We start from the raw sequence: 25,828 nt of genomic DNA, 5'->3' as shown, positions 1-25,828 counted from the left end.
TTAGCAATTGTATTTACTATTACTTTATTTAACTTATAATTTTCACAAAAGTATTTTACCACATTTTTATAGCTTATTCCTACTATAAAGTTATTACTGAAGATAATTCTTAATTATTTTTTTCATTTTTTCCTTATTTTGCTCAAATTGAGTAAATCTATGTCCATTAGCCCCTGAAGGATGAGGAAAGCCTTTTAGACATTGTTCTTCCTTTAATACTCCTGATTTAATTAAATCCTCAAGAACTTCTTCCACAGATTTGCCTAGAGGTATAAATAGTCCATGTTTTAAAGCTTTTACTTGAGGATAGAAATAGTTCTTTACATACTTCAACAGTAAATCATTCTTTAATAGCTTAGGCCTATGGCCTGTATAGTTTTTTCCATCTACAAATACTGCAAAAGGAATAACGGAAGTAGTATGAAGTAAGTAATCTTTGCTTCCAAATAGCTCACTGCAACTTTCTATTCCTAGCACCTTGTTTAGCTCTAATTCATTTAACATATCTATAATATTCTTTCGTATGGCTCCATAAAATCTTCCTTCACTTTTACATATATACGGTACTTCTTCTAAGGGTATGCTTCTCTCAATGGCCTTCCGTGCTACAGCAATGGACTTACTCATTTGTTGAAATCCAGGAGTTATTCCAATTATAAAAATCTTAGCTTTTGTATTAACATATTCATTATGAGTACAATAATAAATCTCCATACTTCCTTGGTTCTCTATAAAGAAGTCAGCGGTTAGTATTTCAGCCTTTTCATAAGATTCTTTTAGAGGAAGCTTCCTTATTCTGTAATAATAATGTTCTAAATCTAAATAATTCATAGTTGTCCCCCTAAATTTATAATGGTAACTTAAAAGAAATTAGAATTTGATTATAGTAAAAAAGTAGCAGGAATAAATCCATGCTACTCTATTTTTATCTAATTAAGAATTTTTCATTACAATATTTTCAATATTATTTGCTACTTCTTCACAACTATCACAACATTTTTCTAATAAGCGGTATATTTCTGTCCATATCATTAATTCAATTGGATCTTTTGAATTTCTGTATAGATTACGTACCCCGTTAATATAAAGCATATCGCCTTCTTCTTCTAAACGGTTAACTTCTACAATAGCATCATGAAGAGTTTTTGATCTTTTAAAGTTCTCAAATTCTACTAATGCAGAGTTCATAGATTTACAACAGTTCATTATTAACTCTGTAAACTTAATTATTTCTGGTCTAATAACTTGCACATTATACATCTCAACACCAATTAGCACATCTTCTATTGAGTCTATTACATCATCAATATTATCAGTAATGCTGATTATATCTTCTCTTTCTATTGGTGGAAGAAATTCTTTAACTAATCTATTAGTTATTTTATGTTTTTCAAGGTCTGCTGTATGTTCAATATTATGCATCTCTTTTACTTTTTGTTCTGCAGTTTTCACATCATAATTATGTAAGGTATCATTTAAAATTTCAGCAGCTTTTAATGAAAAATTTGATAACTCAACAAAAGCCTTAAAATAATTAAAATCTCTACTATCTTTCATTCTTATACTTTCCTTTCGCTTTTAAAATATTTTCATAAAAATATAGGCCATTACATATCCAACGATACCACAACCAGGGAATGTTAAAACCCAAGCTAGTACCATTTCTTTTACTATGCTCCAGTTAACAGCTGAAATTCTTTTTGAAGCACCAACACCCATAATTGCTGTTGTTTTAGTGTGAGTAGTACTAACAGGTACACCAAACACAGAAGAAACTAATAAGCAAACCGCTCCTGCTACATCAGCAGCGAAACCTTGATAAGTTTCTAATTTTACCATACCCATACCTACCGTTTTAATAATACGATAGCCGCCTATTGAAGTACCAAGTGCCATTACTAAGGAGCAAAGCACCATTAGCCATATAGGAATTGTAAAGTTAGTAACATTAGCTTGGCCATTGGCAAGAAAGATACCTAACATGAAAACTCCCATAAACTTCTGACCATCTTGTGCCCCATGCATAAACGCCATTGCTGCTCCTCCAGCCACCTGTGCATTTTGGAAAAACATTTTAGTTTTACGTCTATCCATAGATTTACATACCACTTGTATAATACGAACCACTAAAAAACCAAATCCTAAACCCATTATAGTGGACATAAATAATCCATAAATAACTTTCATCCATTGCTCACCATTTATACCTGAAAAGCCACCTTGTAATGCTATTGCCGCTCCAGATAGTCCTGCTATTAAAGCATGACTCTCACTAGTTGGAATTCCAAGAGCCCAGGCTGCTGTTGCCCATAATACAATTGCAAACAATGCTGCACATAGTGCAATTAATGCATCAGTAGAGTTTCCTCCAAAGTCAACCATTTTATAAATGGTTTGTGCAACTGTAGCATTAAATATTGTCATAACTAATACGCCTAAAAAATTAAAAATTGTAGCCATTATTATGGCCTTCTTTGGACTAATCGCTCTTGTAGAAACACAAGTTGCAATTGCATTAGGTGCATCAGTCCAGCCATTTACTAAAATAACACCCAATGTAAGTAATACTATTATAAATAATGCCGGGTTTGATATTAGCTGCTGCAAAAAATCTCCCAAAGTAATACTCATTTCTAACCTCCACCTATTTTGAAAATTGATAACTCCCTTTAGTCACAAATAAAATATAGCACTAGTTTTATAGAATATCAATTAGTAACATAAACTTAACATAGATTTAACATTGAATATTTTCTATTTTCTAAATACTTCTTCAAATATATTGTTCTCTAGAGTAATATATTATCCAAAATTATGTTGCTTTTATTTATATAAAAGAAAAGTAGCAAGAAATTATTTTTTCTTACTACTTTAACTGATATTCTTATGAAATTATACATGTTCATTTTTTATAAGTTGGTAGGTCCATTTTGAGAATCATTTTCTTGAAATTGAGCCAAATTGTTATTGTTATCTTGATTAAAGGAATTAGCTTTTCTGCTGCTTATTTTGTTAAGCAAATAAACACTTACTATTAAAACCCCAAACAAGCCCAAAATACCATATAAAAACCCCATAAAAGTCCTCCTGTAAAATTTTTGAACAACTAATAAACCCTTACATCAATTATATGCCAATAATTACTAGTGAACAACAACTTTTCCGTAAATCCTGTAATAATAATAGAAAGCATTATAGCTAGCCCTTACTAATTATTGTTTTTATGTTTTGAACTCTTATTATTCAATTTCATATTGTTGTATAATAGTAATATGATGGCAACTCTTATATATTTTATATAAATATAACTTCAACTTAACTAGCTAAATCCCTAAAACTAAGATTACTTTAAGGATTGTTAATAATTTTTTAAATATAGCTTTTTAACTCTTCCTTTGTTTTACAATCAGCAAAACATGCTTCTATGCTGTTGAAATATATTTTTCTATAATCCTCATGACTCATATTAAACTCTTTCAATACAACTTCACATTCCTTAGTCATGTTTGTATTTGATACAGTTCTATTATCAGTGTTTATTGTTACCCTTATCCCGTCCTTATGAAAATCATGTATAGGATGCTCAATAAAGCTATTTACTGCTTTTGTTTGAACATTACTTGTAGGGCACATTTCAAGAACCACCTGCTTACTTTTAACAACATCATAAGCTTCCTTGCAATTTTTTATATACACTCCATGTCCAATTCTCTCTGCTCCTAACATTTCTACAGCTTCCAATACATTTTTTCCAATACCAGTTTCTCCAGCATGAATAGTTACTCTATACCCATATTCTCTGGCTAAAGAAATTGGTTGATAAAACTTTTCACAAAAGCCTTCTTCTTCAGAAGAGCATAAGTCTATAGCAACTACTCCCTTACCAAGAAACCTTCTACCTTCTTCAACTACCTGAAAAGCTTTTTCTACGGACATGGTTCTCATACATCCTAGTATTAAGTTTCCCTTTATATCATATTTTTCTTCTCCATCTCTAATTCCTTGCAATACACTTTCTATAACCTGTTCTATAGTAAGTCCTTTTTTCATATGAAGAACTGGTGAAAATCTCACCTCAATATATTTTACATTTTCTCTTGCGCAATCCTCAAGTAATTCAAAGGTAATTCGTCTTAAGTTCTCCATTGATTGCATTACTAAGTTTGGAAGAGAAAACCTCTTTAAGTACTCATCTAAAGATTCACAATCTAAAGGTGCAGTGACGTGTTCATTTATTATATCTATATCAAAAGATGGAATACTTAAATTCTCTTTCCTTGCTATATCAATTATTGTTTCAGGTCTCACACTACCATCTAAATGACAATGAAGTTCAACCTTAGGTAATTTTAATAAACTCATATTCTTATCCCCCTAACTTAAATATATAAATTATTGACTATTAATCTATTCCTTAACCAATTAAAAGGAACCCAATTAAATAGTGAAATAAACAAATTTTGTATAATAAAAAAATCCTGATTACGAAGAAAATACACATAGAGTATTTTCTTCGTAATCAGGAATTATTGGCTCCTGGTAGAAACCCCCAAACCATATTATTGGAGTTATACGAAGTTGAAAAATCATTATTTTTATATTAGTATAATGATTATTATTTTTAATGTCAAGATACTTTTAAATACGTTTGAAAATCATACCAGGCTCTCCATAAGAAGTTGCAGTATCTCGTCCACCTATTACTAGTCTATCCACTTTCCCTGATTCATTTTTTAAGAAAATTGCATCTAAGGTACTTGCTTCTATGTGAAAACTATTGTTGTAAATTGGTATAAGCCTTTCTTTGTAAGTTTCATTAATGTAAAAAAACAATCTGCCCTTTTCTAGCACTACTGGAATTTTCCTTTGGATTTCTCCATTAAAATAAGTTCCTACATAATTTTCTAAAATGTCACAAGGTACAGCTCCATCTTCTAAATGTTTCACCTTTAAAAACTTTAATATATCTTCCCTATACTTATCCCAATTTCCTTCTGAATTCTCTATATCCACCTTATTTATGCCAAGTTCATCATAAAGTTCATCTCCAATAGACCTATACTCTCTAAAAAATTCTATTGCACCCTCTATGCCAGTTAAGTTTTTGCTTTTTCCATAACTACTTTCACAAATCATGGTTACAATATATTCTGTAAAGTCAGCTCCCCTAAATTCCAAAATCTTTTTAATGGAATTTTCCACATCTTTTTCATAGAGATATATTAATGTGGGATTATATCTTTTAACAGTTGTTAAAAGCTTACTCACATATTTTTTAATCTCTGCCCGTGGTTTATTGCTTAAAAGCATAGTAACGATGGGACCTTGAAATAAACTACTTTCTATAACAGTAATTTCTTCTGATGAATCTATTTTCTTACTAAACTCTTCCCATTTCTTACCTTTAAGATCCATATAACTTTCCACGTTACTATTTTCTACATCTAAACCCTCTAATTGTTCAATAAGCTCTTCTGGTAATACTTTCTTATATTTACGTTGAAGTTCTATATATTTATAAAAATATTTATTATACTTTTTTTCTACTTCTGTTTCTAATATACTTCTGAAATCTGAGTATTTGTTTAGTAGTTCCTCATAATCTTTCCTATCTAAACATGCAACACTACAAAATTCTAAGGGATGATATAAACCTACTTCATAGTACCATTGTGCCCTTATATTATTTCTTTGAAGTTGATGTGCAATAAATTGAGCTATGGTAGATTTTCCCGCCCCTGGAAGTCCCTCTACTATTATTAACTTAGAACTTAAGTCCATTATTTTATCCCCCTGTATTTTAAGTTTATTATCCTCTAAAACCTACTGTTTAAAAGCTTCCACCACCGCCACCATGGGTTTCTCCACTGCTGCTAGTGTGAGTGCTACTATTATTATCACTATTAGCTGAAGTTTCTATTTTAGTTCTTGAAATAGCTTCTCTTATGAAATCATCTCTCGAATCTAATAACTTGAAGGTGCCACCTTCATAGGTTCTGCTATTTATTGTCACTTTACCTTTGCTTGACAGGGAGGCTATAACAGTGGTAGCTACAGCTATACCAGCAGCTACTAAATACATTGGGAAGAACTTTATTATTGTTTTAACTCTCTTTAAATAAGGTTCTTTGGGTGTTGTAGGATCTTTTATAACTTTCTGTCCTTCAGGTACCCCTAGTTTTCCGTAGTTACTTACAGCTTTAATAAAAACTTTGCAGCCCTCTCCATACTTTTTACTACCAAGTTCCTTGGTAACCTGCTTTATCATATCTTTTATTCTTCCATCAGTAAATATATTGATTGCCTTACCTTTGGTACTTATCCAAGCTTCCCTTTTTTCCATATTAATAAGAAGAAGTATCCCTGAATAATCTGTTCCAATTCCATAGCCATTATTGTCATAATAATCATCTGCAAAAGCTCTAGAACTTTTCCCCTTAGTATCTTTAGTGATAACTACAACTACGTCAAGACTTAAATCCTTTTTTACATCCTCAATCATGGTTTGAATTTCTTGAGCTTCACTGTTTTGTAATAAATTCATATAATCTTTAACATTTTTTTCTTCAGCTGCACTAACCTTAATTGTAGGCATCATAATAAGAAAAATAAAAATAAGAGTTATAGTGCCAATTTTCTTAAACAAATAAAGCACCTCCAAACACAGCTATCATCCATACTGCAAAAAATATAATTCCAGCAAAAACCACTTGTTTTTTCACACTAATAGGAGTATCTCCAACCACTTTACCTGTTTGACCATTAACCATAAACACATGTTCTTTTCCCTTATATTTATTTATTAACAGATATATAGGTAACATAGAGTAGTCCTCATTAGCATTAGATATATTTACATCACTACTTCTAGTAGAGTAAGTTGCATATCCATCCACAGTATTTTTTAATCTTTCCTGAAAGTAATCCTCAACTCTTTCCTTTAAAACCCCTCTGGCCTCCCATGCTTCCACATCATATTTTTCAGCCATAAATCCTGACATATATTGCATAGAAAAATCCTTCAAATCCTCATAATTATATGGCTCAATTAAATGCATGAACTTATCATCTAACTTTTTTGAGGCATCCACAGGAACTTTGTGATATTCTGCATTTCCTCTACGAAAAACTCTATAATATCTAGTGTTAGTATACCTATATTCACCGTCAGACCAAGAGCTTACCGTAGTTCCCTCTCCATTAATAACTCCCTCTACATGACAATCAAAAAGCCAAAAGGGAGCATATATTCCTGTTATCTTATCAATTTCCCTTTTTCCTTTAAATTCATCCGGTACAAATCTACGTTTTCCAATCCACTCTTTATAAATATCTCTAGCTTCTTCTTGAGTTAATCTAAAGGGAATTAAGTTTTTAGGCTTAAACTTGCCTGAAAATCTACTCTTGATAATAGTTGGGCTTTTACAATACAAACAAAAGGTAGCAGAAGTGGTGCCATCTGCAATTAGTTCTGCTCCACAACTTGTGCACTTATAGGAATCTAACTCAAGATTATCCTCCTCTGGTGTTTTACTTTCTTCTTGCTGATACGCATCATCAAGCTGCTCTTTTGTAAATTCACTAAAACAATAATTACATTTCCAATTCTGAGTTGGAGGGTGAAATTCCAACCCTGCTTTACAACTGAGACACTTATACTCTTTTACTGAACTCATTATAACTCTCCTCACAAATTTCTAGCTATTGAATTGCTTATCTGCATCATCAAATTTATCTCCACACTTTGGACAAAAGGCAGGTGAGTTTTTAGGGTTTTCTGGAACCCATCCACACTTATTGCATTTAAACCTTACTTCTTTTGCTGAGCTATCGGGCTTCTTTCTACCACAGTTAGAGCAAAACAAGTCTTCTGTTACCTTGCCACAGGAGCAAGTCCACTTCTTATCTTCTGGTCTCTTAGATCCACAACTTGGGCAGAACATACCTTCACTAACTTTTCTTCCACAACTACATTGCCATCCATTTTCTTCATTAAGCTTCTTAACAGCTTTCTTAGCTCCACATTTAAAACAAAAGTTAGCTTCAGGAGCCATGTTATTTCCGCAAGTACACGTCCATCCACCTAATGGTGTTGATGTAATATTACTTTGTTGATTCACCACTTGCTGATTATTCATAGTTCCCATGGCATTACTAGCATTAATGCCCATAGACATTCCTGCGAATCCTAGCATGGCTCCTCCCTCATTAGCCCCTGCTGCCTCTAACCCAGAAGCAAGACTTCCTGTCATACGAGCTGCTCTTGCATTTGGATCAAATAATATAGAGTCATTTGCATACTTTTCAAGTAAGCTATCTGTTTTCTCATCAAAGGATATTCCAGCAATACCCACACTATGGATATAGAAACCTCTATTAGTAAGCCATTCTTTATCTAAAACTTCAGCCATATACTGGCCAAGCTCCATGGTTTTTGTTGCTATATCTGAAACTAGTACATGGTTTCCAGCTAAACTTGCTAGAGCAGTAGTATATGCTTGTAAAAATTCATTTAAATATTGTTCTGCCATATGACTAGTTGTAAGAGTACTCTTTCCTGACTTGCTACAAACTTCGGTATAAAAAAGTATAGGGTCTCCTATTTTTATTGAGTATGTTCCAAAGGATGTAACCTTACATGGTACTACTCTTCCTGGTACTAATACCCTATCAGTATAAGAAACTGGATTTCTTGTTCCAAATCTAATATTAGGAATTTCTTGTTTATTTATATAAATAACCCTTTGCTTTACTGGGGTTATGCCGCCAAACTTAAAACGTTCCCAAGAATCTCTTAAAGTATTCATTAATCCCTCAGATCTTTGAATAGCTCCTCCAACTGAATTTCCATATTCCGAAATTTCGGCCCCATGTTCTGATTGAAAGAATATAGATGGGGAACTAGAGTTATCAACTTCATAATACCCTGGTTCATCTGTCGCTGAAATAATTCTTCCTCCATCAACTAAAAGCATAAATACATTTTCAGGCACATGTATAATTGATCCATTGGAGATCACATCTTCACTGCCTCTTCTATTTGAACTACGCCAATCTCCCTTTCTAACAAAAACTCCATAAGAAGCCAAGGTGGAATTATCCATTTGTTCAGGTTCAATGGTTTCAAGCCACTGATCTGCAAAGGTCCCTCCAATTGAACTAATAGCTGCTTTAAAAATACCCATGAATTTATCTTCCTTTCCAAATATAAATAACATTTTCCTATAATTACTAGTAATATTAATATGAAATACTACTTTTATTTATCCATAAAATACTTAAATCTAAAAAATCTTACAATTAATTATATCATAAACTACCTTATTAATGCTTTTATATTTTGTAGCTCTTACAGTAACCTTCTTTGTCACTGAAATTACATTTACACATATAATATATTACAACATGGTACAAGCATAAAAAATTTTATAATAAGGAGTTAATACTATGATAGGATTAAATAAAATCACCCCCTATAACGGGTTTTATCCAGATCCAGTTCTTGGTCAGCAAAACAACTACGCTTGGTCAATGTCTGAATTAGGTGATTATATTTATGTTGGTACAGGAAGAAATATAGTATTCTCGGTTGCGGTAGGAGTTTTTAATATTCCACCAGATAGAGTTCCAAAAGCTTTTATTCCAGTTCTTCCACCTGATATGAATGCGGAAATTTGGCGCTATAATAAAAATGGAAATGAACCTTGGGAAAGAGTTTTTAAGTCAACTCCTGAAAATTTTAGTAACGGCTTTAGATTTATGATTAACTATACTCTAAGGGATGGAAGAGAAATTCTTGTTGCTGCTGGAGGAAACTTTACTGGTTTAAATATTTTAGTCAGTGAGAATGGCACCGATTGGATACAAGCAAATACTGGTCTTTCAGCTGGAAATACCGTAAGAGCTATGATAGTTCACAATGGTAGACTTTTTATGGGAGTTATGACTGGCTTAGGTGGCAGCGATGAAACTATTTTATATGAAACAGAAAATCCCCTAGCTGGTTGGCGTAGAGTGACCTTTGGTGGCACTGTGGACAATCCAAGAGGAGAAATAGCTTCTATGGAATCCTTTAATGGTCATCTTTATCTTGGAACCTCAAGACCAGGAGGTTTCGAAGTTTGGCGCACTAGAGGGTATGACCCCATAGAGAATCAATGGAAATTAGTTGTGGATAAAGGTGCTGGAGATGCTTATAATGAACATGCGCTTAGCATGAAAGCCTTTAAGGGTCACCTATATGTAGGTACTGGAATTTGGTTTGGTATTTACAGTATAGCAAGTACTCCTTCTAATCCAAGGATAATCCCTCCAAAGGGCTTTGATTTGATAAGAGTATGTAAAAACGATAGATGGGAAGTAGTAGTTGGAAGTACACCACTATCCCCTACTAACCCTACAACTGATGGTATTAGAAATCCAAGAATTCCAGCTGGTTTTGGATTCATTTCCAATGCCTACTGCTGGCAATTAGAAGAATATAACGGTAAGCTTTATTGCGGTACTTGGGATTGGTCAGTGCTTATTCCTACTATTATTTTATCTATAATTAGCAATTTAGATGATATAATAGAACTTCTAAGAAATAATCCACCTGCCTTAGATATAGTTTTACCAAATAATTTAACCCTTCCTTCCTTAAATGAAGAAAACTTGGGTAATCTTATTCCTATAATAAAAGCTATACTAAGATTTATTTTAAGGTCACTTCCAACTATGGGAGGCGACCTATGGGTTTCTGAAAGTGGAGAATGTTGGCTACCCGTTTCTTTAAACGGTCTTTGTAATCCTAAGAACTATGGGATTAGAAAACTCTTCTCAGCTGATGATGGCAGACTTTATGTAGGAACAGCAAATCCTTATGAAGGTTGTGAGGTTTGGAGATCTGAACCCCAAGGTCCATGTTATCGAGATTGTTTATAGCATAGAATAACTACTGAATGTATCAACAAGATTAATCAAAATATACAGATAAAATCCTTGATAATTTTTATTACAGATATATAGTTTACTTTAGACTTCCAAGGTGAGAATGTATTTTGTTCATTCCCCAAAGCCTTAAGGGAACCCATGTAAGATTAATGTATAAGTTAAGTCTTGTTTTTGGTTCCTTATAATACTAATTTTAATAATTTTGGGTAAATTTTAAGGAGATGGTGATAAGTCCATCTCCTTTTTTATTGGTAAATATATTTCATTGTAGCTTATTTTTTTAAGAACTCATGAAATTTAATTTTTATGCTTATTTCTAAATCCATATTCTCCTGAAACTCTTCTTCCAATACCATTTATCTTTCCGGTAATACAACTTCTGCAATGACCTGGAGTATCATTAACACAAATCTTCCCTGGATAAAGAGCATAAAGCTTTCTATACTCTCCTTCAGTAACATTAGGCATAACTACATTTGCTCCACTTTGAAGTGCAATAATTCTTCCCTGCTTATTTAAAGACTCCATAGCAGTTGTAGCTGGAATGTTTATATCTGGAAGTAGTAACCTTGTAATTGCCATAACTTTTAAGCTAACAGTAAAATCTCCGCCCTTTTCACCTTTCAGTGGAGTATCTTCGTTAGGTATGAAAGGTCCTATTCCAATCATATCTGCATTAATGCTTTTAAAGAATAGTATATCTTCTGCAAGAGATTCCATAGTCTGGTTTGGAAGTCCAACTAAACAGCCTGTACCAACCTCAAAATCTAGTGCCTTTAAATCCTCAAGACATCTAATCCTCTCTTCATGACTCATACCTGGGTCCATATCTTCATAAAGCTTCTTATCTGTAGTTTCAATTCTTAATAAGTATCTGTCTGCTCCAGCCTCCTTATAAGCTTTATATTCCTCAGTGGTCTTTTCTCCAAGACTTAGAGTCATTGCTACATTAAGCTTTTTAATCTCCTTAATTATATAAGTCATTCTCTCCACATTATAATAATCATCTTCCCCACCTTGAAGCACTAACGTCTTGTAACCATAACCAACAGCCTTTTTAGCTAAATCAACGATTTCCTCTGGTTGAAGTCTATATCTTTTTATGTTACTATTCTGTGCTCTAAGTCCACAGTAAAGACAGTTTCTCTTACATATATTTGTAAACTCAATTAATCCTCTTAAATGAACCTCATCTCCAACATACTTTCTTCTTACTCTATCAGCAGCTTCAAAAAGCTCCTTGTCATACTCATTGCTATTTAATAAGGAAACTATTTCTTCCTTGATCAACTGATGTATTTCTTCTGCCTTTTTAATCAAATCCAGCATAAAGACGCCTCCTAACTTTGTTCTTATTACAAATTTATATATATTTAAATACAATAAAATTTCTGTACTAAATAAATTTCTGTATTTGCTTACATTATATCAGAAATTTAAGAACATTCCATACAAATATATCAATGGAGCTTAACTTATAGTTTAGTAAAATGATATACTTCTTAAATATTAGCAAAATAGGAAAAGAACTATACCTACCTATATGATACAATATATTTACAGTACTGAAATAATCTTAATTAATGGAGGCCTCAATGGATTATATTGATATAACTCAAAAGGTATTAGACTATATAGATAATCATATAACAGAAAAACTTACTGGTGAAGAATTAGCAAGCTTTGCTGGATTTTCATCTTATCACTTTTATAGAATCTTTCGAGATATTGTTGGTGTAACCATAATGAATTATGTTACAAAACGAAAGCTTCAATTTGCTTTATATGAACTAAGTAATGGAGGAAAAGTATTAGATATTGCTTTAAATTATGGTTTTGAAACCCATGCTGGTTTTACTAAGGCCTTTAAAAAATATTTTGGATATGCTCCAAATTTTTATCGAATTCACGCCCCTATAACAATGCCTCAAAGAGTTGACTTAAAGAAATTAAAAGAAATTAAAATTGGAGGGGTTATAATGGAACCTAAAATAATTGAGAAACAGGCTTTTAAAGTTGTTGGTTATAAATTTGAAACTACCTTAAAAAACAATGCTCACTCAAGAGATATTCCTGCCTTTTGGGATAAATGTAGTACTGGAGATGCTGAGAAAAACTTATATGCTTCTCAAAACACTGTAAAGCACGGAGAATATGGAATTTGCGTAAACACTAATCTAGATTCAGACGAATTTTCTTACGTATTAGGGGTGGAGGTTACTGACTTTATAAATGCTAAGGAAGATATGTATGATCTGGAAGTCCCTAAGGCAACTTACGCTGTTTTCACTACACCTACCGTTGAAGATGAAAATTTTGTTGTCTCAATTGAAGGTACTTGGAAATATATTCTTGAAGAATGGCTTCCAAACTCAGATTATGAAATTGATGATTCAAAATTAGATTTTGAATTTTATGATGAACGTTGTCACCCTTGGGAGTATGAAAAACTTTCCATGGATATCTATGTACCAATAATAAAAAAATAATGTGGGATTTTTCCTGTGAATCTCATATTTTGCAGTAGAACTAAAACATGAGATTGTCATAGAAGAAATATTAACCAATTTAATATCATAAAAACCATGGATAAATGAAGAAGTTAGTTCTTTATTATTCATGGCTTTATTACTATTTAAAACTCTTATGTTATCACCCTTATGTATAACAACGGTAATGGATAGAATACTAAATTATCCTCTTCCTAGTATTTACTTCTTGCATGTTTATACAAGTTTTTCATTAAGTATCACCATATATCTTTTAAATTTTTAAACCCACTCCAAGTTAAAAACATTTGGGATGGTGCATAAAATAACCAAACTAAATATCCAGCAAAAAAACTAGTTCTTGGAGAAATCATGGTTCTTAGTGAGCTCATTCCTAATATAGTGTGCAATCCTACATTTAAGTCACAAAGAAAGAATAAGACCATTCCTAAAGCTATTAATACTGAAGCCTCTTGGGTATATTTACCTCTCTTTAGGAGACTGCAAGCTGAGTAAACACTGGTTAATAAAAATGCAGCATAAACCAATGCAAATACTATTAACCTTCTATTAGTATATTCAGGTTTAATATTAAGTGAAATTATCAAAGCTAAACCTAAAGCTATAATAATGAAAACAATACTTCTGTAACTCTTATATCCCATAAGAGAATGCCTTATTATATAAGTTACTTGAACTAAACAAAAGAAGAAAATTCCAAGTTCATAATTATCCTTTAACAAAAGATGATAGTCTGCAATTAAAGTTAAGAATCTAGCTAATTGTAGTAAAAAAGTATCTCTTTTATTATGCCCATCACTACCTATGAGTAGAGTTATAATAAGGCAAAGTAAAATAACAGAGTACTTTAAATATATTGAATGCACATTTCCCAAACTTTTAGTAATAACATCTATGTATAAAAATATTATATAAATTAAGATAACTATTATTGAACTGAATTTAACACATGCTCTCTTAAGTAACCCTAAATTATTTATCATAAATGAACTCACCCTAACATTTTATTTGTTATAGTATATGCGTTAAGGTAAATTTCTACTTCCTTTATAATCTGAAATTTATTCATAAGCTCTAAAAGTATTAAAGGAACCACCTTACTTCCCTTGTAGTAGGGATAAGAAGTTAGTTCCTTAAAATAATAAATTAACTCTTTATTTTATCCAATCTCTTCAATAGGATGATCTTCTAACTGAACAAATACCCAGGTTTTCCCTCCATCATTTGATTTATATTTTGCCATTACAGTACCACCTTTAAAATCCCCTTGTTCTCCTTGCCCTACCAAAAGAAACAATTGGCCCTGTTCAACATAGGGTATTTCTGGCTGAATAAAGGGTTCCAAAGTTACTCCCATCCACTGTTCTTTAACTACAGGTAATACTATTGGCTCAAAGGTCTTTCCGCCATCTTCTGTTCTATAAAAATTTGTTTCAGCTCCCTCAATTTTTGGATAACTCATAAACCCCACCTTCTCATCTATGAATCCTCCGGAATATAACAAACTGGTTCTTGGTCCAGCCCCCATCTCTTTCCATGTAGTTCCACCATCAGTAGTTTGATAAATACTTTGTCCTTCCTGAGACATAGCTCTACCACCTGCTACAATTGCATAGCCAACTTTTACACTAGGAAAACTACAAAATCTCACTCTTGCACTATCTAAATCTGAGTTGATTTTTGCTGTACTCCAATTTTCCCCCATGTCTTCTGTGTAAGTAATCATAAGCTCACTTTCTCTGGAGCCACCATAGATAAAAGCTGTCTTTTCTGGAGTAATCACATAGCTTCCCTCTTGCAATTTATTGTAATAAGCTTTCCCATCTCCAACCTGTACTAAGGCTTCTAAAGAAACAGGGACTTCCTTCCACGCCTTTCCACTATCATAACTAACATATAAAATCCTATCTTGAATTTTATATGTATACTTTTGTTCTTTATACGGAACTTCATTTACATATTTATTTTTGTATTCGTCTTTTTCTTTTTCACCACTAGTGTTATATTTTTCTAAATCATACCCTGCAGGTCTTTGAAACTTTGTCACAGTATAAATACTATTTTCATTAGAAGTTGGTTTTTCTGTAAACCATAAAACCCATTGACATTGTATTTTATCTTCTTTTACTGCTCCATTTAAAAGAACTGCTAGGTTTTCATTTAATTTCTTTGGAACAACTGAAAAGTTTATTTGAATTATGTTGTTTTCTAAAACATTAATGCTATCAATAGTATAATTAATAATTTTCTTGTTACGAGGTAGATACTTTTGTTGATATTGACCCATATATTCTTTAAGCCACTTTTCTCCAACCAGATTAATTCCCTCTGTGTTACTCTCAATAAAATAGTTTTCAACAGGTAGAATTATGGTTTTACTTTGCTGATATCTATAATATATAAAGTAGCTCAAGGCTATTATTACTATTGTTATAATAGCAATAATACTGGATTGCATTTTTCTTTTTGGTTTATCATAGTTATTTACGGACATATCTTTTAAATTCTCCTTAATTTATTGCACCACCTATTAAAATTCAAATTTAACTGGTCTTAAAAATAAATCTAACAGTGTCTGGGCGGCTTCTTTTTCATTGAAAATTACCTGAGCTAAAGCATCACAAATTGGCAATTCCACATCATATTGTTTTGATAACTGCTGGAGTGCCTCAATGGTTGCAACGCCTTCTGCTAATTTATTAAATCTTTTCTCTCCTACAAAATCTTCTCCAAATCTTCTATTGTTGCTAAAAGGAGAAAATAAGGTTGCCTCATAGTCTCCAAGATGACTTAATCCATAAATAGTAATATCATTTCCTCCCATGGCTCTCACAAGTCGAGATATCTCCCTAGTGCCTCTTGCCATTAATGCACCTTTTAAACTACTGTAGTTAAGTCCATCTAGCATACCTGCAGCTATTCCCATTACATTCTTAGTGGCAGCTCCAATTTCATTTCCAATGAGATCTTGCCCATAATAGAATCTAATCAAATCACTATTGAATGTATTAACAATAGTCTTGGTTACTTCTATATTTTCACTGCCTATTACCATACAATTTGGTATATCCCTAACAAAATCTTGAACATGTCCTGGTCCTAGCCAAACTGCTAAATTCACACTAGAACCTACTTCTTCCTTAAAAACTTGAGACAATCTCTTTCCACTAGTCGCCTCTAGTCCCTTCATGCACAAAACAAATATTTTATTTTGCGCATCAGGTAATAACTTTAATTGCTTACCTAAATTACGTAACTGTTGAGCACTTATTGAAATAATTATTATATCTGCGAAGGAAACTGCCTCCTCTAAAGAATTTGTCAGTTTCATTTCCTCAGGTATAGTTAAATATTCATTTTTTCTTTTTTCCTTTAACTGAAGAAGATTTGCTGAGCCTTCTCTTCCCCAAAGTGATACCTTATGACCAATTTTACTCGCATACCAAGCTAAAAAGGTACCCCATCTGCCACATCCTAAAACTGAAATATTCATTTTAATCACCTCAAACTTATAAAATATACTTACTCTTTAATAATCAAACTCCATGTTTATAAAATTAATTTAAACTCAATTACCTTCCTGAGCCTAAATCCCCTTTACTATTAAATCTTTTTTCATATTTATTAAGTACCTGGTTTAAACATTCTTCTAAATTAGTGTTAGTTTCATTAGCTAAGCAGATAAGAGAAAATAATACATCCCCAACCTCACTATTCCATTCTTCAGTTTTACTAAAAACCTTGTTACCATAGGCAGTTCCCTTCAAAACTTCCTTTGATAACTCTCCAACTTCAGATACTAAGTCAATAATTCTCACATTAACATTTGAATTCATTCCCTTGCTCTCAGTAAAGCTTTCTACTACTTCTTGAATATGTTGTAACCTCATCTTTATCCGCCCTTTCAAACTATAAATATCCTATCTATAACTTTAAATTCTAATATAAAATTAATTACTTAAGCAGGAAGCCTTATATCCTAACAGATATAAGGCTTCCTTTTATACTTATCAAATAATTCAACAATATTAACATAATCATTATACCACAGTCCTATTATGTGTTAAACCAATATTGCAGTCTAGTTATAAATATTTATTCTTATATTTATAACTAGATTTCAATAAAAGAAGATATAGTATTTATGTGGGTTTCAACGAATTCTTCCCATAATAACAGTATTGTAATATTTTCCATCCTTATGAATACGATCATTAATTAATAATCCTTCTTCAACAAAACCATATCTATTATATAGTTCAATTGCCTTTACATTTGTTTCTACCACGGCTAACGAAACTTTCTTAATTCCTACACTATCTGCCCACATTAAAATATTTTCTAATAACACTGTGCCAATTCCATAACCCCAGTATTCTTTTAATATGCATATGCCAAATTCTGCTTTATGCCTAAACCTACTTAGTTTATTTCCTTCTACTCTTGCAAATCCAATAATTTTTCCATCTACTTCTGCTACCAAAAATATATTTCTTTCAGCAATTGAATCTATATAAATAATATTTTCAAAATCTTCTTTGCTTAGAAACCCTTCTCCAGACTCTCTATCAAGGTTTTCAGTTTCTCCATCAATTTCTACTCGTAATTTAGACAGCTCAGCTGCATCTTCCTCTTTAGCACAACGTAGTTTCCACGAAAGTCCTTTGTGATGAATCTCTTTGTTATCAATAAGCATATGCTACCCTCCATTAGTTTTTAAGATTTTTAACCTGTCCTACAGTTAAGCCTGTTTTTTCTGCAATAATTTCATTATCTAAAACTCCAATAAGCTTCCTAGCTATAGCCACCTTTTCTTCCATTCTTCCTTGTCTTTTACCTTCTTCTAAAAGTTCACTTTTTCTATCAGATTCCTCTTCTCTAGTTTTCCAAAGCCGAATTGCCTCTTTATTAGTACTTAAGTATTCAAGCCCCTTTTCAGTTGTTTTAATTTCCATTTCTCTCATAACTCCAAACTTTCCCCTAAACTCTAACAAACCTGCTTTGACGAGCTCTTTCACTCTCCAAAATATGTAGGAATCTGAAATAGGAGTTTCACTTAAACCCAATACAGTTCCTACAGTTCTTGCTGCCCTATTGAATTCCCTCTCAGTGTACTTTAATATATCTATATCAAAATAGTCTTCGTTTACACTTTCCACCTTACCATTTTTAAATAATCGAAGTAATGAATTATCCCTTTTCAATAACTCCCATTGCTTCATCAAGTCCTCATATTCTTTAGGTTCAACTTTTCTTTTTAAATTAATAAAGAATTGAAGCTTTTCAGCAACAACTTCTCCTACTGCTCTGTATGAGAATACCTCACCACAAGAGTTTTCATAAATTACATCAGAAACGTTTATAAGATATAAATTAGGGGTTTTCCCCTTTAAAAGCTCTAAGGTATAAAGCATGGCACAAAGTTCATTGCCAGAGTTTCCATACCATAAATACACAGTGTCTGAACAACTAATTTTTGAAATACCATTCTTAAAACTTGAGTAATATTGATGTAGCTCCTCATCCTTAAAAGAGTACGTGTCGTCTTCTCCAAAAATCTTATTAAGCCATTTAATTCTTTCCTGTACATTTACTCCATTACCTATATACCCATTTGAAATATCATCCCAAAAGGTCATAACCTTATTTCCTACTAATAGTTTGTTTGTGCTGATAGCATATTTAAGACACCCTCCCGCACTGTCTGAAAAACATATATGTATAATATTAATCATAGAATCCTCCACTTTACAAAATTGTTACCTTAAAAGTATATCCTTTGACATTTTTACATGCTCAATAATGTGACCAATATTTCCTTCTCCCGCAAATTTAGTCATATCAAAAAAGTCATTATTAAAATTTGTCCATAATAATTCATTTTCATCTCCAAATACTTTAAATTCTCTATTTAACTTTCCAACATAAACTTCCAAGTAACAATTATGAATATAATAGGTAAAATCCATTAAGTGAGTTAAATTTATGTCCCTTCTTGAAATTCCTGTTTCTTCTTCAAGTTCCCTGTATGCTGCTTCTAAGCCTTCTTCATTAGCTTGTATCTTACCCCCAACTAAATTTAACAATCCTTTGTATGGCTCTTTTCTTCTTTTGCACAATAGTAGTTTTTTACAGTTATTGTCACAAACAACTATTACATTATATCCTTGCATAATTGCCCCCTATATTTTAAGTAATATCTATAATTACGTTCTTTTACTTGAATATAGTTATAGTATGTATTATTTTTACATTAATTACAATGTTTCTTAACCCCTTTTGTAGTAAATAAAGTTAACCAAATGATTAAAAAAGGTTGAATATCCAATTAGATAATCAACCTTTTTAATGACCTATTTTTAATTAACTTACCCCCTATTATTTTAAGGTTTACATATTAACCTTTCTTACTTAACACCCATATCCACAATGAAATCAGCATACTTTAGCAGTTCATAGTCATGAGTTATAAATATAATGGTTTTTGATTCATCTCTAAGAATTTCTTCAATTAACTCTCTTCCTTTGCTATCTAAATTGTTAAAGGGTTCGTCCATTAGTAGTATATTGGAATTTCTTATTAAGGCTCTAGCAATGGATACCCTTAGTTTCCTATGCAATATACATAGTTTATCTAATTAATACAAACATTTTTCTTTATAATATAACTCCATTCCATCACCCATCCTATATTTTTCTGTTTATATCTTTTTCAATTCCCTCTGCACTACACCTTAGCCTATAAAAATACTTCACTATCTCTTCTTCATTGTCTATATGCTCCTTCATGCCTATTAAAGTTCTTTTTCCAATTCTTCTATCTAATATAACTAAAATTTTTAAAATGGGGTTTTGTGTTTGTAAGCACTCCTCTATGGGTGTATTAAAGTAAATCCATGCTGTATCAATAAATTCTACCTGAGAGTATGTTCCTTCTACGGGTGTTCTATAATAATCTCTTTTTAATGTACACATGTTGTAGACTTCTTTCCCATCTACAGTAATATAAGTTCTTCCTATTCCATCATGCATTCTATAATTTGAACAAAAATATTCTACTCTTGACTTCAAAGAATCACATAAAAAACTTTCCAATTGTTTTTTTGTCTTACTCCACATATATTTTTATCTCCTTATATTATTTTATAGTAATTTGATTAGTTTTATTTTTATTAATATCTTGCTATGGGAAATCATAACTTTGGAATAGATTATAAGTTCTAATGTTCATTAATGATTTTCCTTATTTGTTAATGTTTATTCAGTTTTATTTCCAAATTATTCTTGAAATTCATGAATAACCATGATATGCTATTAATAAAGATGAATCACAGTGCACAATGAATTATCTTTAATTATTAAAGAAGGAGTATATTTTTATGTTTATTGAAGAAAGGCACCAAGCTATTTTAGACATTATCTCTGAAAATGGCAGAATATCTATTGGAGAAATTCAGGAAAAATTTAACGTATCTGTTGACTCCGCAAGACGAGACTTAAGAATACTTGAAGAAAAAGGCCTTTTAAAAAGAACTCATGGTGGTGCAATTCCTACAAGACAAGTTGCATCAGGTAAACCACCAAAAACTACAGCAAAAGATATAACCTCTGTTAAAGATAACTATCTTTCAATAGCTCTAAAAGCTGTTTCCATGATTAAGGACAATGATGTAGTTTTTATAACTTCTGCAACCCTTGGTTATTTTATAGCTCAAAACTTACCAAGTGATATCCGTATTAGAGCTGTAACAAATTCTATCATAATTGCAGAAGAACTCAGGAAAAAGGATAATATATCTGTAATTTTTTTAGGAGGAGAAATGGATAACAAGGGCAACTGTTATGATGCCTTTGCCGTTGAAATGATTACTAGATTAAGATTTGATAAATGCTTCATTACTTCTGCTTCTATATCTCCTAAGTTTGGTTTATCAATTCAAAAATCCGTAGCAATCACCTTCTGGAATGCTATAATTGATAGTTCAAGAGAAACAATCGGATTGTTTCCTACAGAAAAAATTGGCTTTGAATCAATATTAAGTATTTGTCCAGCTAATAGATTAGATACCTTAATTACAGATTGGGATGCCTCTGAGGAAGACCTAGCTGCTTTTGACGAACAAGGAATTAATGTTGTCGTGGTAGAAAAAGAGTAAAATTATAGGGCAGGTTTCCTGCCCTTTTAAATTTGCTATTCTTTAAGACTTAGGTAACGCATATTTAAATTGCCACTGTAATTTTTTAAAAACTATAGATATTCTACTTACCTTCTTTGCCTTCCCATAAACTCCAGAAACCAATTTCTTCAAAGCCTAAATTCTTATATATCTTTCCTGCGGCAGGGTTATCGTAAAACAAACAAAGAGTTCTGCCCTCTAAGAGTAAATCCTTGCACAATTTAGAAACAACTGCGGTAGCATAGCCCTTATTGCGATAATTAGGGTTTGTACAAACTCCTACAACCATGGCAGAATGCTTATTTTCTGCTGTTGTTTCAGCACTACATACCATTTCACCCTTGTGATTTTTTATATGATACCCTCTTCCACCTTTACTTGAAAATTTACTTTTTAGTCTTCCTAAGGTTTCTATATCTTCTCTTCCATCTATTATAGTGTATAATTCATAAAGCTTTACTACATCTTCTTGCAAAGTAGGTTGTATTACCTCTAGTAATACTCCACTATATAATTTATCAAGTTTATCTAGCTTTGCAAAATACATTTCACGCTTTCCATAAACTTTTATATGGTGAGAAAACTTTTCTACCACAGACATTTTCCCACTTAATAAGCTAAAATTATAGTCTTTTAAAATTTTAGAAAACCCAAGTGCATCAAATTCCCCCTTAGAGTAAACAGTGAAATCATCATAAAATCTCAGTAAAACTGCAATGATATCATTATTTTCATTAAATTCTCCCCAATACTCTATAAACTCCTCATTGAACCCAAAGTTCTCTAAATCTCCTATTATAAATAGGTTTAGTTCCTTTTCTTCCATCAAAAATTTCTCTAACTTATTTTGATGGGAAGCGTTTAATTTCAAAATCATCTTTTACCCCCATAGACTTTTAGTCCTTACTTCATTCACCTAAAGCTTGCTTCCCCTGTCTCATTCTACCTTCATGCCTACTTATTTAACACCTTATTAATTATTGAATCTTGAAATTCCTCATTTAAAATATCCATGTAAACTTCATCATATTCATTAGTTCCATATATAATTGCTTTTCTTCTTCTGCCAATTTCTTTAAAACCACACTTCTTACATGCTTTTATTGCTGGCTCATTGAAGGAAAAGGTTTCAATCATTATGTTTCTTAAATTAAGTACATTAAAGCCAAAATCTAGTATTAATTTAGTAGCTTCTGAGCCTATGCCTCTATTTCTGTTGCTTCTCTCTCCGATAAACATACCCATAACAGCATTTCTGTTTATATAGTTTATTCTCATAAGTCTTCCTATTCCAATGACTTCATTATCTTCTGCTCTTACAATGTAAAAGGCATAGCCTCTGCTATTATTCATGTTTAAAAGATATTCTCTTTGTGTATCGTAAGAAATCATATCCGATATATCACCAGTTCTAATTGCAACTTCAATATCATTACTCCACTTAGCTACCTTTTCTGCTTCATTGCCATCTACTGGTGATAAGTAACACTTTTCCCCCACTATTTTTCTTAAATAACTCATTAAACCAACTCCCCTTAAATATGACATAAAATATAATAATCAAATTAAATACCTTATGATTTTTTATCGATTTTTAAATCTTGCTCTTAAATCCATAGTAATCCTTGATTAATACCCCTAGGAATATATTACCAACATTCACATAATCATGTAAATACCTATTTATGTAAAACCTTTTTACTTCGTTACTTTTAAGCTCATATTGGCTAAAACTCAATATTCTAAATAGAATAAATGCAGTGATTTACAATACATTGTCTTTTATCTAGTATAAACTTTTTTAAATAACCCCTCTATAAAAGTAATATTACAACTTATAGAAAATTAAGGATTGTTAAAATTTAAGATGAACCTTGTATTTNNAAATACAAGGTTCATCTTAAACACAATATCTAAAATTAAAACTAACTATACAAATCCTCAAAATGAACTCATACTGCTTAAGAAAATCATTAAGCTTATATTACTCTATCTCGCATTTTGGTGGTAAAGCTCGCTTATGCTTATTATATTCATTTTTCAACTTGATCTTCTCATCTATTTCTTTATCTCCACAGCTTCCATTTTCTATATATTCATTAATTTGCTTATAGGTGAAGCCTAGTTTCTCTTCATCTGATTTTCCACTTAATCCATCACTAGGAGTTTTATGCACTAAGTCATAGGGTAATCCTAAATAATCCCCAACAGCTACAACCTCCTCTGTAGTTAAATCTCCAATTGGGTTAAAATCGTAAGCACTATCTCCCCATTTTGTTGTATAGCCTACAAATGCTTCTGATTTATTTCCTGTACCACATACTCTGTAATGAAGATTTGCAGCAATTGCATACACTGTAGTCATTCTTAGCCTTGGTGGTATATTAATTTTAGCCTCCTGTGATAAATCTTCTTGAATTTCCTCCACTAACCCTTTATATGCCTTTTCTATATTCACAACTTTATAGTTAATTCCTAAAATTTCAACTACCCTTAAGCTATCCTCTATATCCTTCTGCTCACCATTAGGCATTAAAACTCCAAATACTCTTTCTTTCCCTAAGGCTTCAACTAATAGTTTAGCTACAATAGTGCTGTCCTTTCCTCCACTAATCCCAATTGCAGCCCCCTTAGCACTTGGCTGAGCTTTAAAATAATTTCTAATCCAAGTTATAATTTCTCCACATACCTTTTCAACATTAAAACCTTTTCTCACTACCTTCTCCTCCTTATAAACTTAAAATTTTCCGTGTAGTCTATTTCTTATTTCTGATAGGGAATAATCCTTAATTAACACTCCATCCTTAAATACTAGTTCTAGTAAATTATCCTTATAACTTTCTTGTTGTTTTAAGGTTAATTCATCTTTATATAAGATATCTTCCCCTTGTTTAAACACATAACACATCCCCTTTTGAGATTTTTTAAAGTTGTCTTTATCTGTTTTAGGAGCCTTAAAGATGAATCTTTCTTCTTCCCCTATCACAGCATGAGTTGCTTTTAATGCAAAACCAAAGGTGTCCCTAGTATTATATTGATAAGTGTAAGAACCAATTCCAAAAACACAATTATTAACTGCAAACCCCTTTTCCATAAGCCCTTTGCAAATTTCTTCGCACCTTTCAATAGTAATGCTATCTCCATAAATTGCACCTATTTTACTATTTAGCACCTTATAGCCCTTAGAGTTAATTTCTCCTCCAAATATATCCCAAAGCAGCTCTACTGTTCCCTTGTATTCTTCACTATCTCTTGGAGCACTACTATCACCACATATTATTTTTATAGGATCTCCACTATCGCCCCTAATGACAACCTTTCCATCTCTACTTAGAATTTCTTCCTTTAATTTTGGAAGTATCTCAGTTATTACTCTCCAATAATCATAAGTGTCTGAAACTATACTTAAAACTCCCCTTGGAAACACTTCTGTGATTAATCTTTTATAGGCTGAAAACTCATCCTCTCCATAGCTACACATTACACTGTGCTCTGTGGAAGGTGTTCCAAGTCCAACTAATTCCTTCTCCACATCACACTTATAATATTCTTCAAGGTAAGCAATGGCTGGAATAGTTGCAGTTCCAAGAAAAGAGAGAAGATGAGCTGCTCCACTAAGCTCTGCACTCTCCACAGAACTAAAACCCCTCATACTAAAATCTCCACAACCCCTTCTCACCTCTCCATTGTCCACTGTTAAGCTAAAATATTTTTCTATTATTTCTCTATATCTATAACCAATTGTGGCACTGGTCATAGACTGCCATATATTACAGCTCATAAAAGTTTCTAAATAATTCACCAGCCATGGAAAATCTTCATGGGTGTTGGTAATTTCAATCATTGGAGTTTTAATATTTACCCTTGCACCTTCCGCTATAGCTTTAACTTGTATAGGTAAATATCCTAAATCATGAAGAGCTTCTATATGCTTTGTATCAGCAGCAATATTTCCTAAGGTACTATAAATAATTCTCTTATACTCCTTGATAACCTCTTCCTTATCTCTTTTAAAGAAGTTATCATTAAAATACTGGATTAAATACTTTTTAATAAAAGGCTGAAGTCCAAACATAACCACCTTATCCATGTGCTCTTTTCTAGACATTCTAGGAGTCCAGTAACTTACTAATTTAGTCATGCCTTCTGCATAACACATATGGTGAATTGTCTTATAAAAATCCGTTAATAGCATTGGATTTATCATAG

The 25,828-nt window shown here is 31.9% G+C and carries 26 protein-coding genes and 1 riboswitch; of the genes, 3 read left to right on the top strand and 23 right to left on the bottom strand.

Annotation, left to right across the window (positions count from 1 at the left end; translation table 11 throughout):
• Window positions 1-93 precede the first annotated feature (93 nt).
• The 9 genes from B3040_RS04790 to B3040_RS04750 form a co-directional block, all read right to left on the bottom strand.
• On the bottom strand, window positions 94-831 hold the full coding sequence (locus tag B3040_RS04790; protein ID WP_291570758.1) for a hypothetical protein: 738 nt from the start codon (window positions 829-831) through the stop codon (window positions 94-96).
• Between the two features lie 102 nt (window positions 832-933).
• Complete coding sequence (locus B3040_RS04785) at window positions 934-1,557, bottom strand: DUF47 domain-containing protein (RefSeq protein ID WP_291570756.1); 624 nt, start codon at window positions 1,555-1,557, stop codon at window positions 934-936.
• A 21-nt stretch (window positions 1,558-1,578) separates the two neighbouring features.
• Complete coding sequence (locus B3040_RS04780) at window positions 1,579-2,631, bottom strand: inorganic phosphate transporter (protein WP_291570753.1); 1,053 nt, start codon at window positions 2,629-2,631, stop codon at window positions 1,579-1,581.
• A 278-nt stretch (window positions 2,632-2,909) separates the two neighbouring features.
• A complete protein-coding gene (locus B3040_RS04775) occupies window positions 2,910-3,077 on the bottom strand; it encodes a hypothetical protein (protein ID WP_291570751.1) in 168 nt (55 codons plus the stop codon).
• A gap of 292 nt (window positions 3,078-3,369) precedes the next feature.
• On the bottom strand, window positions 3,370-4,362 hold the full coding sequence (gene add / locus B3040_RS04770; RefSeq protein ID WP_291570749.1) for an adenosine deaminase: 993 nt from the start codon (window positions 4,360-4,362) through the stop codon (window positions 3,370-3,372).
• 134 nt (window positions 4,363-4,496) lie between these two features.
• Window positions 4,497-4,596, bottom strand: a riboswitch (purine riboswitch).
• 42 nt (window positions 4,597-4,638) lie between these two features.
• Window positions 4,639-5,781, bottom strand: coding sequence for a hypothetical protein (locus B3040_RS04765; RefSeq protein WP_291570747.1), 1,143 nt, complete (start codon window positions 5,779-5,781; stop codon window positions 4,639-4,641).
• Between the two features lie 49 nt (window positions 5,782-5,830).
• Window positions 5,831-6,655 carry a TPM domain-containing protein gene (locus B3040_RS04760; protein ID WP_414632521.1) on the bottom strand — a complete coding sequence of 275 codons (825 nt, stop codon included), beginning with the start codon at window positions 6,653-6,655 and terminating at the stop codon, window positions 5,831-5,833.
• A complete protein-coding gene (locus tag B3040_RS04755; RefSeq protein ID WP_291570743.1) occupies window positions 6,639-7,676 on the bottom strand; it encodes a DNA helicase PriA in 1,038 nt (345 codons plus the stop codon). Before B3040_RS04755 ends, B3040_RS04760 begins: the two co-directional genes overlap by 17 nt.
• 21 nt (window positions 7,677-7,697) lie before the next feature.
• On the bottom strand, window positions 7,698-9,185 hold the full coding sequence (locus B3040_RS04750; protein WP_291570741.1) for an SPFH domain-containing protein: 1,488 nt from the start codon (window positions 9,183-9,185) through the stop codon (window positions 7,698-7,700).
• 262 nt (window positions 9,186-9,447) lie between these two features.
• Between B3040_RS04750 and B3040_RS04745 the strand changes: the two genes are divergently transcribed.
• On the top strand, window positions 9,448-10,923 hold the full coding sequence (locus B3040_RS04745; RefSeq protein WP_291570739.1) for a hypothetical protein: 1,476 nt from the start codon (window positions 9,448-9,450) through the stop codon (window positions 10,921-10,923).
• A gap of 306 nt (window positions 10,924-11,229) precedes the next feature.
• Here B3040_RS04745 and hydE read toward each other — a convergent pair whose 3' ends face one another.
• Window positions 11,230-12,261 (bottom strand): [FeFe] hydrogenase H-cluster radical SAM maturase HydE, encoded by a 1,032-nt coding sequence (gene hydE, locus B3040_RS04740; protein WP_291570737.1) that lies wholly within the window; start codon window positions 12,259-12,261, stop codon window positions 11,230-11,232.
• A gap of 266 nt (window positions 12,262-12,527) precedes the next feature.
• On the opposite strand from hydE, the gene B3040_RS04735 reads away from it, so the two are divergent.
• Window positions 12,528-13,421, top strand: a complete 894-nt coding sequence (locus tag B3040_RS04735) for an AraC family transcriptional regulator (protein WP_291570736.1) — start codon at window positions 12,528-12,530, stop codon at window positions 13,419-13,421.
• 260 nt (window positions 13,422-13,681) lie between these two features.
• Here B3040_RS04735 and B3040_RS04730 read toward each other — a convergent pair whose 3' ends face one another.
• From B3040_RS04730 to B3040_RS04690, 9 genes are all read right to left on the bottom strand, one after another.
• A complete protein-coding gene (locus B3040_RS04730) occupies window positions 13,682-14,425 on the bottom strand; it encodes a lysoplasmalogenase family protein (RefSeq protein ID WP_291570734.1) in 744 nt (247 codons plus the stop codon).
• A gap of 176 nt (window positions 14,426-14,601) precedes the next feature.
• Window positions 14,602-15,936, bottom strand: coding sequence for a WD40/YVTN/BNR-like repeat-containing protein (locus B3040_RS04725; protein ID WP_291570732.1), 1,335 nt, complete (start codon window positions 15,934-15,936; stop codon window positions 14,602-14,604).
• Between the two features lie 36 nt (window positions 15,937-15,972).
• Complete coding sequence (locus B3040_RS04720; RefSeq protein ID WP_291570730.1) at window positions 15,973-16,935, bottom strand: NAD(P)H-dependent glycerol-3-phosphate dehydrogenase; 963 nt, start codon at window positions 16,933-16,935, stop codon at window positions 15,973-15,975.
• Window positions 16,936-17,014: 79 nt separating this feature from the next.
• Entirely contained in the window at window positions 17,015-17,332 is a 318-nt protein-coding gene (locus tag B3040_RS04715) for a MazG nucleotide pyrophosphohydrolase domain-containing protein (RefSeq protein WP_291570728.1), read from the bottom strand.
• Window positions 17,333-17,595: 263 nt separating this feature from the next.
• Window positions 17,596-18,138: a GNAT family N-acetyltransferase gene (locus B3040_RS04710; protein ID WP_291570726.1), complete on the bottom strand. Its 543-nt coding sequence runs from the start codon at window positions 18,136-18,138 to the stop codon at window positions 17,596-17,598.
• 13 nt (window positions 18,139-18,151) lie between these two features.
• Window positions 18,152-19,177 (bottom strand): DUF1835 domain-containing protein, encoded by a 1,026-nt coding sequence (locus tag B3040_RS04705; RefSeq protein ID WP_291570725.1) that lies wholly within the window; start codon window positions 19,175-19,177, stop codon window positions 18,152-18,154.
• 24 nt (window positions 19,178-19,201) lie between these two features.
• Window positions 19,202-19,615 (bottom strand): NUDIX hydrolase, encoded by a 414-nt coding sequence (locus B3040_RS04700; RefSeq protein WP_291570722.1) that lies wholly within the window; start codon window positions 19,613-19,615, stop codon window positions 19,202-19,204.
• A 234-nt stretch (window positions 19,616-19,849) separates the two neighbouring features.
• Window positions 19,850-19,999: a hypothetical protein gene (locus B3040_RS04695; protein WP_291570720.1), complete on the bottom strand. Its 150-nt coding sequence runs from the start codon at window positions 19,997-19,999 to the stop codon at window positions 19,850-19,852.
• 130 nt (window positions 20,000-20,129) lie between these two features.
• A complete protein-coding gene (locus B3040_RS04690; protein ID WP_291570718.1) occupies window positions 20,130-20,561 on the bottom strand; it encodes an SF0329 family protein in 432 nt (143 codons plus the stop codon).
• A 260-nt stretch (window positions 20,562-20,821) separates the two neighbouring features.
• Here B3040_RS04690 and B3040_RS04685 point away from each other — a divergent pair, with 260 nt between their 5' ends.
• Complete coding sequence (locus tag B3040_RS04685) at window positions 20,822-21,598, top strand: DeoR/GlpR family DNA-binding transcription regulator (protein WP_291570716.1); 777 nt, start codon at window positions 20,822-20,824, stop codon at window positions 21,596-21,598.
• A 103-nt stretch (window positions 21,599-21,701) separates the two neighbouring features.
• On the opposite strand, the gene B3040_RS04680 is transcribed toward B3040_RS04685, so the two are convergent.
• The 4 genes from B3040_RS04680 to B3040_RS04665 form a co-directional block, all read right to left on the bottom strand.
• Window positions 21,702-22,496 carry a GNAT family N-acetyltransferase gene (locus tag B3040_RS04680; protein WP_291570714.1) on the bottom strand — a complete coding sequence of 265 codons (795 nt, stop codon included), beginning with the start codon at window positions 22,494-22,496 and terminating at the stop codon, window positions 21,702-21,704.
• 77 nt (window positions 22,497-22,573) lie between these two features.
• Window positions 22,574-23,140 carry a GNAT family N-acetyltransferase gene (locus B3040_RS04675; RefSeq protein ID WP_291570712.1) on the bottom strand — a complete coding sequence of 189 codons (567 nt, stop codon included), beginning with the start codon at window positions 23,138-23,140 and terminating at the stop codon, window positions 22,574-22,576.
• Window positions 23,141-23,603: 463 nt separating this feature from the next.
• Window positions 23,604-24,335, bottom strand: a complete 732-nt coding sequence (gene nadE / locus B3040_RS04670) for an NAD(+) synthase (RefSeq protein ID WP_291570710.1) — start codon at window positions 24,333-24,335, stop codon at window positions 23,604-23,606.
• 21 nt (window positions 24,336-24,356) lie between these two features.
• On the bottom strand, window positions 24,357-25,826 hold the full coding sequence (locus B3040_RS04665; RefSeq protein ID WP_291570708.1) for a nicotinate phosphoribosyltransferase: 1,470 nt from the start codon (window positions 25,824-25,826) through the stop codon (window positions 24,357-24,359).
• Between the last annotated feature and the right edge of the window lie 2 nt (window positions 25,827-25,828).

Source organism: Clostridium sp. UBA4548 (assembly GCF_002387895.1).
Lineage (GTDB): Bacteria > Bacillota > Clostridia > Clostridiales > Clostridiaceae > Clostridium_J.
This window is presented reverse-complemented; position numbering and strand designations above follow the sequence as displayed.